The following is a 15966-nucleotide window of genomic DNA, read 5'->3' as shown; positions in this document are numbered from 1 at the left end:
GGTGCCGGTGTCGGGTTCCGCCGTGGCGGTTGTTTTCTTGGGCTGCTTTTCGCGGGCGCCGGGGGGTGGGGGGCGGGCGCCCGGGCCCGCCACGCCCTGCCCACGTGAACCCGGGAAGGGGTACGGCTGATGGCACGCCAGGTGCACACGGTCGCGGTGATCGGCGCCGGCAAGATCGGTGAGCTGATGCTCTCCGGGCTGCTGCGTTCGGGCTGGCCGGTGGAGCGGCTGCTCGCCACCGCGCGGCGGCCGGCGCGGGCGCGGGAGCTGACCGACCGCTACGGCGTACGGGTGGTGGACAACCTCACCGCGGTGACCGAGGCCGAGGTGCTGGCCGTGTCGGTCAAGCCGCAGGACGCCGCCGCGCTGCTGGACGAGATCGGCCCGAAGGTGCCGGCCGACAAGCTGGTCATCTCGCTCTGCGCCGGTCTGCCGACCGCGTTCTTCAACCGCCGGCTGCCCGAGGGCACCCCGGTGGTCCGGGTCATGACGAACACCCCGGCGCTCGTCGACCAGGCGATGAGTGCGATCTCGGCGGGCGCCCACGCCACCGGCGAGCACCTGGCCCTGGCGGAGGAGATGTTCTCCCCGCTCGGCTCGACCGTCCGGGTGCCCGAGTCGCAGCAGGACGCGGTCACCGCGCTCTCCGGCTCCGGCCCGGCCTACTTCTACCTGCTGGTCGAGGCGATGATCGACGCGGGCATCCTGCTCGGCCTGCCGCGTCAGGTGGCGCACGAGCTGATCGTGCAGACCGCGATCGGCTCGGCGGTGATGCTGCGCGACTCCGGCGAGCACCCGGTGAAGCTGCGCGAGGCGGTCACCTCGCCGGCCGGCACCACCATCTCCGCGATCCGCGAGCTGGAGAACCACGGCGTACGCGCGGCCATGCTGGCGGCGCTGGAGGCGGCCCGGGACCGGGCCCGGGAACTCGCCGCCCAGGCCGACTGACGCTCAGCCGGAAGGCGGCGCCGGTTCCGGCCGCCGGTGCCGGCGGAGCAGCAGGATCAGCACGGCCAGCGCGATCGTCCCCCACAGCGGCACCCAGCGGGGCCGGTGCTGGGCGAGCGTGCCGATCGCGCCGCCGACGCTGTAGCTGACCAGGGCGAGCAGCCCGAGCAGGGTGCCCCGCCGGGCCCGGCCCCGGCCGGCGGCGGGGCCGAACAGCCAGCGGGCGGCCCGCTCACCGGTCTTCGTCGTGGTGTCCGACTGGTAGGTGATCGGCGTCGCGATGCCCGCGGTACGGGTCGCCACAGTGGTCAGGCTGCCCATGGCGACCGCGCCGGCGGCGGCGAGCAGCACACGCGCGGCCATGCCGTGCCGGCCGTACGCGAGCACCAGGTTGAGCACCGTCCAGACGACCATGGCGGCCTCGGTGACGGCGATGTCCACCAGTGGCGCCGCCGTCGGCCGGGTGCGGCGGCGGAGCAGGTTCACCAGTCCGGCGGCGGTGGCGAACGCGACGATCGAGGCCGCCGAGACCGGCCACGTGGGATGCCCGCCGGCCGGTCCCATGCCGAGGAAGATGGCGTTGCCGGACTGGTTGGCGACGAACGCGCCGTACCGCAGGAACGCGAAGGCGTCCAGCGCGCCGGCGGTGACGACGGCGAGCACGAGCGCCGCGAGCGGGTGGCGGAACTCGCGGTAGGAGTCCGCGGAGCCGTACGGCGCCGACCGGTTCACCCTTCCCCCGTCCGTGTGCAGCAGCGGCCCCCCGGCGGCGTCCGGGAGTTTCGCCGTCGGACCGCTGCGGCGAACCTACTATATGTCGCATATATAGGTTTTCGGCCGTTTCGTGGGGCGGTCGCCGGTGGACGGGGTGACATGGCGGCGAGCGGACGCGCGGCAGGCCGGCCGCCCCGCCACAACCTCGTGGCGATCCTGGCGATCGTCGTGCTCTCCGGCGCCTTCTTCGGCTACAACCAGGGCGTCATCAGCGGCGCGCTGCACGACATCCGGCACACGTTCGACGTGGACACCTTCGAGGTGGAGGTGGCGGCGAGCTGGGTGACGCTCGGCGCGCTCGCCGGCGCGCTCGCCGGCGGTCACCTCGCCGACCGGATCGGCCGGCGGGGCGCGCTGTGGGTCGCCGCCGGCGCGTACGTCGTCGGCACGATCGTGCAGGCGGCGGCCCCGGCCATCGGCGCCCTGCTCGGCGCGCGGCTGCTCCTCGGGGTGGGCATCGGCGTGGCCTCGGTCGCCGGACCGATGTTCGCGGCCGAGGCGGCGCCGGAACGGATCCGGGGCGGCCTGCTCGCGGTCTACCAGTTCTCGACCACCTTCGCGATCTTCATCGGCTACCTGGCGGACGAGCTGTTCACCGGCGGCGAGTCGTGGCGGTACCTGCTCGGCGCCGCGGTCGTGCTGGGCGTGGCGCTGATCCTGGTGACGGTGGTGGTACCCGACTCGGCGGTCTGGTACCTCAAGCGGGGCGACCGGCGCCGCGCCCGGGAGTCGCTGTGCCGGACCGTTCCCGAGCACCGGGTGGGGCAGCGCCTGCACGAGATCGAGGAGAGTCTGCACGGTCGCAGGGCGAGCTGGCGGGAGCTGCTGTCCCCGCAGTGGCGGCGTCCGCTCGCGCTGGGCGTGGGGCTGGCGCTGTTCCAGCAGACGACCGGGATCAACGGCATCATCTACTACGCCGACTCGATCTTCTCGGCGGCCGGATTCCGTACCCCCGAGGCGCAGCTCTCCGCGACCACCTGGGCGATCGGCGCGGTGGACGCGGCGTTCGCGCTCGTCGCGGTGGGCCTGCTCGACCGCGTCGGCCGCCGGCCGCTGCTGCTGGTCGGCCTGGCGGGGATGGCCGTCTCGCTCGCCGTGGTCAGCGTCAGCTTCCTTGGCACGGGCGCCGGGCGTGGCGACGGCCGGATCACCACCTCGGGCCTGTTCCTGCTGGCCGGCGTGATCTTCTTCGTCGCGTTCTACGCGGTGTCCATCGGCCCGGGCGCGTGGACCGTGATCAACGAGATCTATCCCGGTCCGATCCGCGGCCGGTGCGTGGCGATCGCGTCGGCGACCCACTGGGGCACCGAGTATCTGATCACGCAGTTCTTCCTGAGCCTGCTCGACGCGCTCGGCCGGTCGGGGGTGTTCGCGCTGTTCGCCGCGCTGTGCGTGCTCGGCTTCCTGTTCGTCCGGCGCTACCTGCCCGAGACCAGGGGCCGGACGCTGGAGCAGATCCAGCAGATCTGGGTCGCCGGCTACGACCGGCGCAGGCGGGCGCACGCCGAGTCCTGAGATCTTGCTGAAAGCCTACCTTCTTCGCAAACCCCTCCTAATGTGGCGACATAGCCGAAAGTACGTGAAGGGATCGCGACGTGCATCTCACGCCGAAGGAATTCGACAAGCTGACGATTCACTCGCTGGCGATGGTGGCCAACGCCCGTAAGGCACGCGGGGTCAAGCTCAACCACCCCGAGGCGGTGGCGGTGATCTGCGCCGCGGCGCTCGAAGGCGCGCGCGAGGGCAAGACCGTCGAGGAGGTCATGAACGACGCGAGCCACGTGCTCACGGCGGACGACGTGATCCCCGGCGTGGCGGACATGATCCCGATGCTCCAGGTCGAAGCGGTCTTCACCGACGGGTCACGGCTGATCACCGTCCACTCACCCATCCAGTAGAGCAGCGACCGGAGGCCACGGTCTCCGGCAGAGCGGGGGCGACATGGCGAAGCAACACCCGGGACCGAACTCCAAGCACCTTCGGCCCATCGGCGGCTACAAGCTCAGCGACCAACCCCTGGAACTCAACGCCGGGCGGCCGGTGACCGAGGTGGTCGTGCACAACACCGGCGACCGGCCCATCCAGGTCGGTTCCCACTTCCACTTCTTCGAGGCCAACCGCTTCCTGGAGTTCGACCGCCCGGCGGCGTTCGGCAAGCGGCTGAACATCCCGGCCACCACCTCGATCCGGTTCGAGCCCGGCGACCGCAAGACCGTCCAGCTCGTTCCGTACGGCGGTTCCCAGCGGGTGTACGGCTTCAACGGCCTGGTCCAGGGCTGGACCGGGGACGGGCCGATCCCCGGCTACCGGCCGGACCGGGCCGAGGCGCTCCACCAGGCCCAGACGCGCGGCTTCAAGACCACGTCGCAGCAGCAGGACCAGGGCAAGGGCAAGGGCCAGGACCAGGACCAGGACCAGGACAAGGGTCAGGACCAAGGCAAGGGCAAGGGCAAGTAGCCCGGCCACTCTCAGACGCGCCAGAGCTGGAGCGATAACGCATGAGTCAGATCTCACGGCAGGAATACGCCGGAATGTACGGCCCGACCACGGGCGACCAGATCCGGCTGGGTGACACCGACCTCTACATCGAGATCGAGAAGGACCTGCGGGTCCTCGGTGACGAGGTCATGTACGGCGGCGGCAAGACCCTGCGCGACGGCATGGGCAGTGCCAGCCAGGCCACCAGCGCCGAGGGCGTGGTGGACCTGGTGATCACCAACGTGACAATCGTCGACGCGCTGCTCGGCGTGGTCAAGGCGGACGTGGGGATCAAGGACGGCCGGATCGCCGGGATCGGCAAGGCCGGCAACCCCAACATCATGGACGGGGTGACCCCGGGCCTGGTGACCGGTCCGGGCACCGACGCGATCTCCGGTGAGCACCTGATCCTGACCGCCGGCGGCATCGACGCGCACGTCCACCTGGTCACGCCGCAGCAGGTGTGGGCCGCGCTCAGCAACGGCGTCACCACCCTCTGGGGCGGCGGCACCGGTCCCACCGACAGCACCAACGGCGTCACCATCACGCCCGGCCCCTGGAACATCCAGAACATGATGCGGGCCTTCGAGGACCTGCCGATCAACATCGGCCTGCTGGGCAAGGGCAACAGCAGCGGCCGGGCGCCGCTCGTCGAGCAGATCATGGCCGGGGTGCCCAGTTTCAAGATCCACGAGGACTGGGGCGCGCCGCCCGCGGTGATCCGGTCCTGCCTGGCCGTCGCCGACGAGTACGACGTCCAGATCAGCATCCACACGGACACGCTCAACGAGAGCGGCTACATCGAGGACAGCATCGCCGCCTTCGAGGGCCGGACCATCCACACGTTCCACACCGAGGGCGCCGGCGGCGGGCACGCGCCGGACATCATCAAGGTCGCCGGCCAGATGAACGTCCTGCCCGCGTCGACCACGCCCACCGTGCCGTACGGCATCAACAGCCAGTCCGAGCTGTACGACATGATCATGGTCTGTCACAACTTCAACCCGAAGGTGCCCTCGGACGTCGCCTTCGTGGAGAGCCGGATCCGCACCGAGACCATCGCCGCCGAGGACGTGCTCCTCGACGAGGGCGTCATCTCGATGATGCAGAGCGACTCGCAGGCCATGGGCCGGGTGGGCGAGACCTGGCTGCGCACCGTCCAGCTCGCCGGGCAGATGAAGAACGTCCGCGGCAAGCTGGCCGAGGACTCCGACGCCAACGACAACTTCCGCGTCCTGCGCTACGTCGCCAAGATGACCATCAACCCGGCGATCACCCAGGGCGTCTCGCACGTCATCGGGTCGGTCAGCCCGGGCAAGCTCGCCGACCTGGTGCTCTGGGAGCCCGCGTTCTTCGGCACGAAGCCGAAGATGGTGCTCAAGGGCGGCATGATCGCCTGGTCGATCATGGGTGACCCGAACGCGTCGCTGCCCACGCCGCAGCCGGTCTACTACCGGCCCATGTTCGGCGCCACCGGTTCGCAGGTCGCCAAGAACTGCGTGACGTTCGTGTCCCGCGCCGCGCACGAGTCGGGCGTGGCCGAGCAGCTGGGCCTGCAACGGCAGGTCATCCCGGTCTACGGCTGCCGCAACCTGACCAAGCGCGACATGGTGCGCAACGACCGTACGCCGAAGCTCGAGGTCGACCCGGAGACCTTCGCCGTGAAGATGGACGGCGTGCACGCGACAGTGCCGGCGGCCAAGAACCTCCCCCTCAGCCAGCTCTACTTCTTCAGCTGACCCGGCGCGGCGCCCGCTCCCGGCCGGGCCGGCGGCGGGGTCGCGTGAAAGGAGAACACATGCTCGTCGAAACGGTACTCGGCAACGTGAACGAGCCGGCCTGGACCGAGCGGCTCCGGGAGGCCAAGGTCGACGACCTGGTCCTCGACCAGTGGGACGCGCAGAAGAGCCGGCTGCGCCGGACCACCAGCCTCGGCACCGAACTGGCGCTGTCCCTGGCCCGCGGCGTACGGCTGCGCGACGGCGACGTGCTCGCGTGGGACGACGCCACAGCGACCGCCGTGGTGGCCCGGATCGCGCTCGGCGAGGTGATGGTGGTGCACCTCGACACGCTGCACGGCGAGTCGCTGGACATGGTGATCCGCTCGGCCGTCGAACTGGGCCACGCGATCGGCAACCAGCACTGGCCGGCGGTCGTGAAGGGCACCAAGATGTACGTCCCGCTCACAGTGGACCGCAAGGTGATGGACTCGGTGATGCGCACGCACGCGTTCACCGGTCTCACCCACGAGTTCATCCCCGGCACCGAGATCATCGCGTACCTGGCCCCGCACGAGTCGCGGCGCCTGTTCGGCGGGGCCGACTCGACCCCGCACACGCACCTGCCCGCCGACCTGAATTGAGGGGGGCCGGGTGTCCACGGTGACCGAGGCCCTGAAGCTGCTCCAGTTCGGCGACTCGGTCTTCCCGGTCGGCGCCTTCTCCTTCTCCAACGGGCTGGAGACGGCGGTCGAGCAGGGCGCGGTGCACGACCGGGCCACGTTGCAGGAGTTCGTGCGTACCGTCACCCGCGCCGCCGCCACCGGTGACGGGGTGGCGCTGCTCGTGGCGCACCGCGCCGCCCGCGCCGGCGACCTCGACCGGATCCGGGCGGCCGACGAGGCCGTACACCTGCGCAAGATCAATGAGGAGACGCGGACCATGACGGTCCGTATGGGGCGCAAGCTGGCCGAGGCCGCCGAACGGGTGGTGGGGGAGTCCCTGCTGCGCAAGCGCGTCGCGGAGAGCGGCGCCGGCGTCCCGGTCACCTACCCGGTCGCGCTCGGCGTGCTCTTCGCCGAACTCGGCGTGGGGGAGGCGGACGCGTTCGCCGCCCACCAGTACGGCGCGGCCTCGATGGTGCTCGGCGCGGCGGTCCGGCTGATGCGGGTGGACCACCTCGACACCCAGTCGATCCTCTTCGCTGTCAACGAGCGGGTCGGCGAGGACTACGAGGAGGTGCGGACCGCCGGGCTCGACGACATGCAGAGCTTCGCGCCGCACCTCGACGTGCTGGCCGGCGCGCACCAGCACGCACACGTACGGATGTTCATGAGCTGAGCGCTCCCGCTCACCACCTGAAGGGCTCTTCGAAATGAAATCAGCGAGTCGGATCGGCGTCGGCGGCCCGGTGGGCAGCGGCAAGACGGCCATCATCGAGGCCGTCGTGCCCCGCCTGGTCGAGCAGGGCCTGCGCATCCTGGTCATCACCAACGACGTGGTCACCACCGAGGACGCCAAGCACGTCCGCCGCGCCCTGACCGGTGTGCTCGTGGAGGAACGCATCGTCGGCGTGGAGACCGGCGCCTGCCCGCACACCGCGGTACGCGAGGACCCCAGCATGAACCTCGCCGCGGTGGAGGACATGGAGGCGCGGTTCCCGGACAGCGACGTCGTGCTCATCGAGAGCGGCGGGGACAACCTCACGCTCACCTTCAGCCCCGCGCTGGTCGACTACTTCATCTACGTGATCGACGTGGCGGCCGGCGACAAGATCCCGCGCAAGAACGGCCCGGGCATCTCCAAGTCCGACATCCTCGTGATCAACAAGACCGACCTGGCCCCGTACGTCGACGCCGACCTGGACGTGATGGCCCGCGACGCCGAGCTGATGCGCGGCGGCAAGCCGTTCGTGTTCACCAACTGCAAGACCGGCGAGGGCATCGACGACCTGGTGGACCTGGTCCGCCGCAACGCGCTCTTCGACGCCGAAGTGCTCGCATGACCACTCTGGACTCCGTCCGGGAACTCGCGCCGTACCAGGACCAGCCGGCGCAGCTGCCGGCCGCCGCGAACGGCAAGGTGGGCATTCTCCGGCTCGGGTTCGAGCGGCGCGAGGACCGGACCATCCTGCGCGACGTCTACCGGCAGTCGCCGTTGCTGGTGCAGCGCGCGCTGTACTGGGACGAGGAGATGCCGGGCCTGCCCTGCGTCATGATCCTCACCACCTCCGGCGGCGTGCTCCAGGGCGACCGGCTGCGCATCGACGTCGACCTCGGGCCCGGCGCACAGGCGCACCTGGTCACCCAGGCCGCCACCAAGATCCAGGAGATGGACGCCAACTACGGCACCCAGACCCAGAGCTTCACCCTGGCCGACGACGCCTACCTGGAGTTCCTGCCCGAGCCGGTGATCCCGTTCCGGCGCAGCCGGTTCGTCTCCGACACCGTGGTCCGGCTGCCGGAGACCGCGACAATGCTGTACGCCGAGGTGCTCCAGCCCGGCCGCAAGTACTACCGCGACGGCGAGATCTTCGCGTACGACCTGTTCTCCACCACGCTGCGCGCCGGGCGGCCCGACGGACGCCCGCTGTTCGTGGAGAAGTTCGTGATCACTCCCGGCCGCTTCCCGGTGTCGCGGATCGGGATGATGGACCGCTTCCACGTCTTCGGCAACGTCGTGCTGCTCACCGACCCGGACCGGGCGGCGAGGGTCTTCGAACGCACCGCGACACCGGTGTGGGACGAGCGGACACCGCTGGCCACCGCGGTGAGCCGGCTGCCGAACGACGCCGGCCTGGTGTTCAAGGTGCTCGGGCAGGAGACCGAACCGGTCCGCGCCGCGGTACGCGCGTTCTGCGTCGCCGCCCGGGAAGAGGTGACCGGCTGCACCTTCCCGCCGGTCTTCAGCTGGCGTTGACCAGGAGGACAGCGAGATGGCCGACATCGGACGTGGCTGGCGCCACCTGGCCGACCGGAACCCGGCGGCCGGGTTCGTCGACGCCTGCCTGCGCGGCGCCGCGCAGGTGGTGCTCCAGAACAATCCGCTCAGCGGCCTGCTCATCCTGATCGCGCTCGCCTGGGGCGCGTTCGAGAACGGGACGCCCCGGGTGTTCGGCGGCGGCGTGCTCGGCCTGGTCGTGGGCACCGCGACCGCGCTGGCGCTGCGGGTCGACATGTCGAGCTGGCGCAAGGGCCTGTTCGGGTTCAGCCCGCTGCTGACCGGGCTCGCGGTGCCCACGTTCCTCGACCAGCGCCCGCTGATGTGGCTCTACCTCGTGCTCGGCGCGATCGGCACGGTGGTGGTCACGCTCGCCCTCAACGCCGTCTTCAAGCGCTGGAACCTGACCGCCTACACGTTCCCGTTCGTGCTCACGACGTGGTTCCTGCTGATGGCGGCGTACCAGTTCGACAGGTTCACCGTGCTCACCAAGCTGACGCCGAAGTTCCCCGGTGAGGGATCGCCGGCCGGCGGCACGTTCGACTGGGGCCTCGTTCCGACGTTCTTCAAGGGCGTGTCCCAGGTCTACCTGATCGAGAGCTGGGTCACCGGCCTGCTCATCCTCGTCGCCCTGCTGATCAACTCCCGGTGGTCGGCGCTGTTCGCGGTGATCGGCGCCGTCGGCGCGACACTGCTGGCGCTCTGGTTCGGCGCCGACGGCGCATCGCTGGACAAGGGGCTGTTCGCCTTCAACGCGGTGCTGACCGCGATCGTGGTGGGCGCTGTCGCGCACCGCCCCGGCGCGCTGGTCACCGTCTACACGCTGTTCGGGATCGCGCTGACGCTGGTCGTGCAGATGGCGCTGACCACGATGCTCACGCCGCTGGGCATCCCGGTGCTGACCGGCCCGTTCAACATCGCCACCTGGCTGTTGCTGCTGCCCGACCGGCACTTCGCGCCGGTGCCCAACCACGAACGGGTCAAGGACAGCGTCCTGCACACCGTCCGCGACTCCGTCCACCTGCGAGAGAAGGAGGGAAACCGTGTCCGCTCCGAACGCGGGTGACACCGCCTGGGTGCTGGTCTGCGCCGGCCTCGTCCTGTTCATGACGCCGGGACTCGCCGCGTTCTACGGCGGCATGGTCCGCACCCGCAACGTCCTGGCGATGCTGCAACAGAACATGATCGCGCTCGGCGTGGTCAGCCTGACCTGGGTGCTCGTCGGCTACACCATCGCCTTCGGCGACGACGCCGGCAGCGGGCTGTTCGGCAACCTGGAACTGTTCGGGCTCACCGACCTGAAGGTGCCGCCCGCACCCAACCTGCACGTGGTCGACGGCCGGATCACCATCCCGACGCTGGCGTTCGTGCTGTTCCAGATGATGTTCGCGGTGATCACACCCGCGCTCGTCACCGGCGCCACAGCGGGCCGGCTGCGCTTCGGCGGCTGGGTGCTGTTCCTCGCGGTCTGGTCGATAGTGGTCTACGCGCCGATCGCGCACTGGCTCTGGCACCCCGGCGGATGGCTGGCGAAGTTCGGCACCCAGGACTGGGCCGGCGGCCTGGTCGTGCACGCCAGCGCCGGCGCCGCCGTCCTCGCCGTGCTGCTCGTCGTCGGCCGCCGCCGGAACTGGCCGCACACCGCCGCGCCACCGAACTCGATCCCGCTGACCATCGTCGGCGCCGGCATCCTCTGGTTCGGCTGGTTCGGCTTCAACGGCGGCGACGGCCTCCAGGCCAACGGCCTGGCCGCGCAGGCCGTCCTCAACACGCACCTCGCCGCCGCCGCGGCGATGCTCGTCTGGCTGGCGCTGGAACGCGTCACCGACGGACACAGCACCGTCGTGGGCGCGGTCTCCGGCGCGGTCGCGGGCCTGGCCACTGTCACCCCGACCGCCGGGTACGTCAACGCGGCCTCGGCCGTCGCGATCGGCGCGCTGGCCGGCCTGGTCTGCCACTTCGCGCTGAAACTGAAGTACCTGCTGCGCCTCGACGACGCGCTCGACGTGCTCGCCGTGCACTTCGTCGGCGGCATGCTCGGCACGCTCCTGCTCGGCCTGTTCGGCAACCGCGGGGTCAACCCGCTCGGCGCCGACGGGCTGTTCCTCGGCGGCGGAGGCGGCCTGCTGTGGCGCCAGCTCGTCGGCGTGGTGAGCGTGGTCGCGTTCTCCTTCGTCCTGACCTGGCTGATCGCCGCCGGGGTCCAGGCGCTCATCGGCCTGCGCGTGCCGCCGGCCGACCAGGAGCGCCTGGACCAGGCGCAACAGGGCGCCGACGCGTACCACCTGGGCGGCGTGACCAGCCTGACGGCGCCGGGCGCGCCCCGGCGCCGTACCGCCGCGGCGCCGTCCGGCGAACCGTCCGTGCCGCCCGGCCAGCGGGTACGGGTGGTCACCGCGCTGCTGGAGCCGGACCCGGCGGCCAACAGCGCCGACCTGCGCGACGCGCTGCTGCGCGCGGGCGCGATCTCGGTCATCGTCAGCGACGCCGCAGTGGCGACGACGACACCGCAGGCGAGCCTGCTGCCGCGTGGTTACTGGCAGGACCAGCCACTGGCAGCCCGGTTGCGCGTCACGGTGCTGGTCGGCGCGGACGGGGTGGGGGCGGTGCTGGACGAGCTGGACCGGATGGGCGCGCGCCGGGCCGACACGTTCGTGCAGGAGGCGGAACGCGTCCAGTCCTGACGGACGGCTGCGAAAACCGCTGTCCGGTCGCCGGGCGCACTGGTAGAAAGCCGAAGTGCGCAAGACGTTGACGTTCTCCGATCATCTGCGGCTCATCGACGAACGGTCGACCGCTTTCCGCGCCGCTGTCGCCGCGGCGCCCAGCCTCGACATGAAGGTGCCGACCCATCCGGAGCGGACGCTGTTCGATCTCGTCCGACACGTGGGCACAGGCCGCCGCAAGACAGCCGCGATCGTCGCCGCGGGACCTGCGGACGGGCCGCCGGAGAAGTCGGCCTGGGAGGACGGCGAGGGTGCGCCCCGGGAACGCGAGGCTCTGCTGGCCTGGTGGACCGAGTCCGTCGAGCAGCTGACGAGCACGCTGCGTGAGGCCGGCCCGGATCGCGGTTGTTGGACGTGGTGGGACGACTCGCCGTCACCGCAGACCGCTGGTGCCTGGGCGCGGCGACAGGTTCCCGAGATCGCGGTGCACACCTACGACGCCCAGCTCACGCTGGGCAGCCCGCAGCCGCTGCCGGAGGAGGTCGCCCTCGACGGTTTCGACGACTGTCAGTTCACCCTCTGCGCGACGACTGTCGCCTGGCCGCACCAGCCTGCCGTCGTCGACTACCACGCCGCCGAGGGCCGCTCCTGGCGCCTCCGGCTGTCCGCCGACGGGGCGCAGGTCGCCCACCTCACGCCCGCTGCCGGCGAGGCCCCGGACACGGCCGACGTCTCCGCCCGCGGCACAGCCAGTGACCTGGTCCTGTTCTTCTACGGCCGCATACCGCTGGATTCCCTCACGTTCGAAGGCGACCGTCGCATCCTCGACCAGCTCGCGGCCTGGGACCCGTCCGTGTGACCGCGTCCACCGCTGATGTCAGCACGCAACCCTCGGTGGCCACGCCGCAGGACAGCAGATCGGTCCGGCCCTCCCGGGCAGTCAGATCCGCGCCCTCGCTCGTGACGTGCGGCCGGGCGGTGACCCGGACGACACGGGTCGTGCCGCATACTGGCCCGGTGTTCACTCTCGCCCAGGCGCGACACCTGGTGGCCACGCTGCGGCCGCGCGTCGACGAGCTGATCCGGCTGCGGGCCGACCTGGCCGAGCTGCGGGTCGATCTGGCCGATCACGGCGTCAGCGCGCTCGGCGGGCTCGCCGAGGTGAAGGCGTTGGAGGCGCGCCTGCATCTCGTGGTGGACGAGTTCCACCAGCACGACATCGCGGTCAAGGGGATCGCCCCGGTGCTGCTCGACTTCCCCGGTGAGCGCGACGGCCGGGCGGTGCTCTGGTGCTGGCTGGAGGGGGACACCGACATCCGGTGGTACCACCGGGTCGAGTGCGGGTTCGCCGGCCGCCGTCCGGTCTGAGCCGGCCCGTGGGTGACGCGCGCCGGGCGGTGCCGTCCGACGCCGACGAGCTGGTGCGGCTGCGCGGGCTGATGCTCGCCGGCATGAGCGGGTCTGCCTGACCGCCCTGCTGGCCTGGTTCCGGGACCGGGGTGTGCGCCGGGTCGACCTGCGGGCCTCGGCGGCCGGTCGCCCGCTCTACCGTGCCCTGGGCTTCCGGGAGACCGCCGACCCGGCGATGCGCCTGACGTTCCCGGCGGAACAATCCTTCATCCCGGTCCGCGAAACCGGCAACGATTTGTAGGCGTAAGTCGCTATGCGCGCCGGGCTGAAAATCGGTGATCTTCCATGCGCTGTGATCTTATTGATATCTATCTCTCACCACCACTTCACGCCCCCAGGAGTGCGACGTGCGGAGATCCCGTCTTGCCACCCTCGCCCTGACCCTGGCCGCCTCGGTCGGGGTCACTCTGTCTCTGGCCGCCCCCGCCCAGGCGGCCCCGTCCGACCGCTACGTCGCGCTCGGCGACTCGTACGCCTCCGGCGTCGGCGCCGACAGCTACACCTCCGAGAGCGGTAACTGTCTACGCAGCACGAACGCCTACCCGGCGCTCTACAACACCAACATCAAGCCCGCGTCGTACCGGTCGGTCGCCTGTTCCGGCGCGACCACCACGGACGTCATCAACAGTCAGCTCTCCGCGCTCTCCTCCACCACGACGCTGGTCAGCGTCACGGTGGGCGGCAACGACGTCGGCTTCGCCAACATCATGAGCACCTGCGTGCTCCAGGGGGAGACCCAGTGCGTGGCGGCCGTGCAGTCCGCCATGAACGTGGCCCGCACCTCGATGCCGGGCCGGCTCGCCAACGTCTACAACGGCATCAAGAGCCGGGCGCCCTCGGCCCGCGTCGTGGTGGTCGGCTACCCGGTCTTCTACCAGCTCGGCACCACCTGCGTCGGCCTCAGCGCGACGTCCCGGGCGAAGATCAACGAGGGCATCAACCTGCTCGACGACATCACCCGCACGGCCGCCGTCTCGGCCGGCTTCACCTTCGCCGACGTGCGCTCCATCTTCGTCGGCCACCAGCTGTGCAGCTACGGGACCAAGTGGCTGCACGCGCTCAACGTGCTGAGCCTGAGCAAGTCGTACCACCCGACGGCGGCCGGGCAGTCCGGCGGCTACTACCCGGTCTTCCGGGCCGCCGCCGGCTGACCCCGGTCCGCCCGGCTGTGCTTTGTCCTCAGTGAGGCCGGAGCACAGCCGGGCGCCGGACTGTCAGCGAAGGAACTGCGTGATCAACTGGCTCAGACCCCAGGTGCCCCCGGCGATGCCGCCGATGGCACTGAGGCGGTTGACCAGCCGGTCCACCTTGGCGATGATCCGCTTACGGTCCGGCTGGTCCTGCCGGATCAGGTCCGCGATGTCGTCGACCTCCTCCAGTGCCAGCTCCGGTTCGTTCAGCTGGGACCGGTTCTCCTCGATCAACCGCCGGGTTCTCCGCAACTCCTTCAGGATCGTCGGCAGCGAGGCATCATCGGTCTGGTTGATCTGATTCGCGGTGGCGTTCTCCCCGGCCGCCACCGGCCCGGTGGACGATCCATGGATGATCACGCCGCGGTTACCGTCCTCCTGCGTCATTGCTCTTCGCCTTTCGCTTGCCGCCGCCGTTGTCCAGCAGCGCTGTGGCTCCAGGCCCGGCGGCTGCGGGCCCGTGGTTGTCGCCGCGGATGAAGACGCCGTGGTTGTTGAAGACGTTCATCCGGGCCTCGTACTCGGAGGTGTCGATGCCCTGGTCGGCCAGGTAGCCGAGCACTGCCTCGCTGACCCTCCGCTCCATCAGCTTGCTGTACTTCTCCGCGTCCAGCCGTTGCAGATAGGTCACCGGCCGGCTGGCGGAGGCGAGCTGCCGGACCTCGGCCCGGGCGCCGAAGTCGTACCGGGGAAGCTGTTCGGTCTCCCGGTCCGCCCGGGTCATCCGGCGGTTGGCGCCGATGGCGCGGACGACGGTGCGCACCAGCCGCACCGGGGCGGTCAGGATGGCGGCGCCGAACAGTCGCAGGGCCTCGCGGAACGGCTCCCACCAGGTGCCGTCGCTCGCGACGTGCTGATCCAGGTCGAGGAACTTCTCCCGGATCGGCCCGAGGACCGTCGAGACGCTCTCCACGTAGAGCATGCCGCCCTCGACCGCAATGTGTGTGAAGGTCGAGACCACGACGTTCTGGTACTCGGCCGGCATGATGACGTCTCCGGCGTTCCCGGTCGCCTCACGGATGTCGGCGCCGACGCTCGCCCGCAGGAAGTGGCGAACGCTCGGCTGCGGCGCACGGATGATCGCCTCGACTGCCTGTGGCGAGGCATGCGAGAAGGGCTGCCGGCCTCCCGCGTCGATGAGGGGATAGTTCCGCCACTGCGCGCCCGAGGCCACAACCTGGTCCCGCAGCACGAGGCCGGTCATGCGTTCGTGCGCCGGCAACTCCACCGAGCCGAGCGCCGCCAGGCGTCGTTTGACGTGCCGGTTCAGCGCCACCGGGTCCACGGCGACAGGGCCGGTGACGGTCGGCCGGTGCCCGTCGGGCCCTCGGTCCCGCTTCAGCTCCATCGCCACCGACCAGGCGCGGACCACATGGCCACTGCCGAGGAACGGGTCGTAGCCTGAGTGGAGGACGACGTTGCCGTGCTGTGCGATCGCGACGGTCTTCATCCGGCGGAGGATCGCCGGGTTGGTCACCTCGGGCGGTTCGTGACGTGCGCCGGGTGCCAGGTCGCGAGTGAAGATCCGCAGGACGGTCGCGCGGGCGAGGGCGACGACGGCCAGGACGCTCAGGCCGAGCCCGATCAGCCACCAGAGCACGGGCCAGTACGACGTGGTGAGCTCCGACGGCGCCGACGTGTCCGGCGGAGTGCCGCTGGACAGGCCGAGCAGGACCAGCAGCGGTGGGCCGATCGTCCATACCAGCGCCGCTAGTTGTAATGCCCAGCAGCGTTGTTGACGCGGCTGATGGGTGGTTTGCCGCCGAGTGAGGTGTGGTTGCGGTGGTGGTTGTAGGTGTGCAACCAGGCGGGTAGAGCGTCAGCGCGTTGCTGGTTGCTGGT

Annotated in this window: 18 protein-coding genes and 1 pseudogene; 15 read left to right on the top strand and 4 right to left on the bottom strand. The window is 70.7% G+C overall.

Features of this window, described 5'->3' with window-relative positions:
• Positions 1-129: 129 nt before the first annotated feature.
• The gene (proC, locus tag M8C11_RS29790; RefSeq protein WP_252454744.1) at positions 130-948 is read left to right on the top strand and encodes a pyrroline-5-carboxylate reductase; all 819 of its coding nucleotides are present in this window, start codon (positions 130-132) and stop codon (positions 946-948) included.
• A gap of 3 nt (positions 949-951) precedes the next feature.
• Here proC and M8C11_RS29785 read toward each other — a convergent pair whose 3' ends face one another.
• On the bottom strand, positions 952-1680 hold the full coding sequence (locus tag M8C11_RS29785) for a DUF1275 family protein (protein ID WP_252454742.1): 729 nt from the start codon (positions 1678-1680) through the stop codon (positions 952-954).
• 141 nt (positions 1681-1821) lie between these two features.
• Here M8C11_RS29785 and M8C11_RS29780 point away from each other — a divergent pair, with 141 nt between their 5' ends.
• The 14 genes and pseudogenes from M8C11_RS29780 (at position 1822) to M8C11_RS29715 (ending at position 14085) form a co-directional block, all read left to right on the top strand.
• On the top strand, positions 1822-3237 hold the full coding sequence (locus M8C11_RS29780; protein ID WP_252454740.1) for a sugar porter family MFS transporter: 1416 nt from the start codon (positions 1822-1824) through the stop codon (positions 3235-3237).
• Between the two features lie 80 nt (positions 3238-3317).
• On the top strand, positions 3318-3620 hold the full coding sequence (locus M8C11_RS29775) for an urease subunit gamma (RefSeq protein ID WP_013287657.1): 303 nt from the start codon (positions 3318-3320) through the stop codon (positions 3618-3620).
• A 43-nt stretch (positions 3621-3663) separates the two neighbouring features.
• A pseudogene (locus M8C11_RS29770) lies at positions 3664-3999 on the top strand (urease subunit beta); the annotation flags it as partial.
• 221 nt (positions 4000-4220) lie between these two features.
• The gene (locus M8C11_RS29765; protein WP_091420933.1) at positions 4221-5939 is read left to right on the top strand and encodes an urease subunit alpha; all 1719 of its coding nucleotides are present in this window, start codon (positions 4221-4223) and stop codon (positions 5937-5939) included.
• A 59-nt stretch (positions 5940-5998) separates the two neighbouring features.
• Positions 5999-6562 carry an urease accessory protein UreE gene (gene ureE, locus M8C11_RS29760; protein ID WP_013475749.1) on the top strand — a complete coding sequence of 188 codons (564 nt, stop codon included), beginning with the start codon at positions 5999-6001 and terminating at the stop codon, positions 6560-6562.
• 19 nt (positions 6563-6581) lie between these two features.
• Positions 6582-7259 carry an urease accessory protein UreF gene (locus tag M8C11_RS29755; protein WP_244933245.1) on the top strand — a complete coding sequence of 226 codons (678 nt, stop codon included), beginning with the start codon at positions 6582-6584 and terminating at the stop codon, positions 7257-7259.
• Positions 7260-7293: 34 nt separating this feature from the next.
• Complete coding sequence (gene ureG / locus M8C11_RS29750) at positions 7294-7923, top strand: urease accessory protein UreG (protein ID WP_013287653.1); 630 nt, start codon at positions 7294-7296, stop codon at positions 7921-7923.
• Entirely contained in the window at positions 7920-8837 is a 918-nt protein-coding gene (locus tag M8C11_RS29745) for an urease accessory protein UreD (protein ID WP_252454736.1), read from the top strand. The genes ureG and M8C11_RS29745 overlap by 4 nt, the downstream gene beginning before the upstream one ends.
• Before the next feature lie 16 nt (positions 8838-8853).
• Positions 8854-9924: an urea transporter gene (yut, locus tag M8C11_RS29740; RefSeq protein ID WP_252454734.1), complete on the top strand. Its 1071-nt coding sequence runs from the start codon at positions 8854-8856 to the stop codon at positions 9922-9924.
• Positions 9902-11542 (top strand): ammonium transporter, encoded by a 1641-nt coding sequence (locus M8C11_RS29735; protein WP_252454732.1) that lies wholly within the window; start codon positions 9902-9904, stop codon positions 11540-11542. The genes yut and M8C11_RS29735 overlap by 23 nt, the downstream gene beginning before the upstream one ends.
• 55 nt (positions 11543-11597) lie before the next feature.
• Complete coding sequence (locus M8C11_RS29730) at positions 11598-12383, top strand: maleylpyruvate isomerase family mycothiol-dependent enzyme (protein ID WP_252454730.1); 786 nt, start codon at positions 11598-11600, stop codon at positions 12381-12383.
• Between the two features lie 158 nt (positions 12384-12541).
• A complete protein-coding gene (locus M8C11_RS29725; RefSeq protein ID WP_036342567.1) occupies positions 12542-12892 on the top strand; it encodes a DUF2203 domain-containing protein in 351 nt (116 codons plus the stop codon).
• 133 nt (positions 12893-13025) lie between these two features.
• Positions 13026-13175, top strand: coding sequence for a hypothetical protein (locus M8C11_RS29720; RefSeq protein ID WP_252454728.1), 150 nt, complete (start codon positions 13026-13028; stop codon positions 13173-13175).
• Between the two features lie 106 nt (positions 13176-13281).
• Entirely contained in the window at positions 13282-14085 is an 804-nt protein-coding gene (locus M8C11_RS29715) for an SGNH/GDSL hydrolase family protein (protein ID WP_120568793.1), read from the top strand.
• A gap of 63 nt (positions 14086-14148) precedes the next feature.
• Here M8C11_RS29715 and M8C11_RS29710 read toward each other — a convergent pair whose 3' ends face one another.
• From M8C11_RS29710 to M8C11_RS29700, 3 genes are all read right to left on the bottom strand, one after another.
• The gene (locus tag M8C11_RS29710) at positions 14149-14511 is read right to left on the bottom strand and encodes a hypothetical protein (protein WP_252454726.1); all 363 of its coding nucleotides are present in this window, start codon (positions 14509-14511) and stop codon (positions 14149-14151) included.
• Positions 14492-15724 carry a hypothetical protein gene (locus M8C11_RS29705; RefSeq protein ID WP_252454724.1) on the bottom strand — a complete coding sequence of 411 codons (1233 nt, stop codon included), beginning with the start codon at positions 15722-15724 and terminating at the stop codon, positions 14492-14494. The genes M8C11_RS29710 and M8C11_RS29705 overlap by 20 nt, the downstream gene beginning before the upstream one ends.
• A 110-nt stretch (positions 15725-15834) precedes the next feature.
• The coding region (locus M8C11_RS29700) for an integrase core domain-containing protein (RefSeq protein ID WP_252454746.1) at positions 15835-15966 on the bottom strand (132 nt) is incomplete at its 5' end.

Source organism: Micromonospora sp. CPM1 (assembly GCF_023896895.1).
GTDB lineage: Bacteria > Actinomycetota > Actinomycetes > Mycobacteriales > Micromonosporaceae > Micromonospora > Micromonospora tulbaghiae.
The sequence above is the reverse complement of the archived record's forward strand: the minus strand, read 5'-3'. Positions and strand labels throughout refer to the sequence as shown.

Coding starts and splice junctions, on each gene's coding strand:
- proC (WP_252454744.1), top strand. CDS start 130: ATGGCACGCCAGGTGCACACGGTCGCGGTGATCGGCGCCGGCAAGATC.
- ureE (WP_013475749.1), top strand. CDS start 5,999: ATGCTCGTCGAAACGGTACTCGGCAACGTGAACGAGCCGGCCTGGACC.
- M8C11_RS29765 (WP_091420933.1), top strand. CDS start 4,221: ATGAGTCAGATCTCACGGCAGGAATACGCCGGAATGTACGGCCCGACC.
- M8C11_RS29745 (WP_252454736.1), top strand. CDS start 7,920: ATGACCACTCTGGACTCCGTCCGGGAACTCGCGCCGTACCAGGACCAG.
- M8C11_RS29710 (WP_252454726.1), bottom strand. CDS start 14,511: ATGACGCAGGAGGACGGTAACCGCGGCGTGATCATCCATGGATCGTCC.
- ureG (WP_013287653.1), top strand. CDS start 7,294: ATGAAATCAGCGAGTCGGATCGGCGTCGGCGGCCCGGTGGGCAGCGGC.
- M8C11_RS29780 (WP_252454740.1), top strand. CDS start 1,822: ATGGCGGCGAGCGGACGCGCGGCAGGCCGGCCGCCCCGCCACAACCTC.
- yut (WP_252454734.1), top strand. CDS start 8,854: ATGGCCGACATCGGACGTGGCTGGCGCCACCTGGCCGACCGGAACCCG.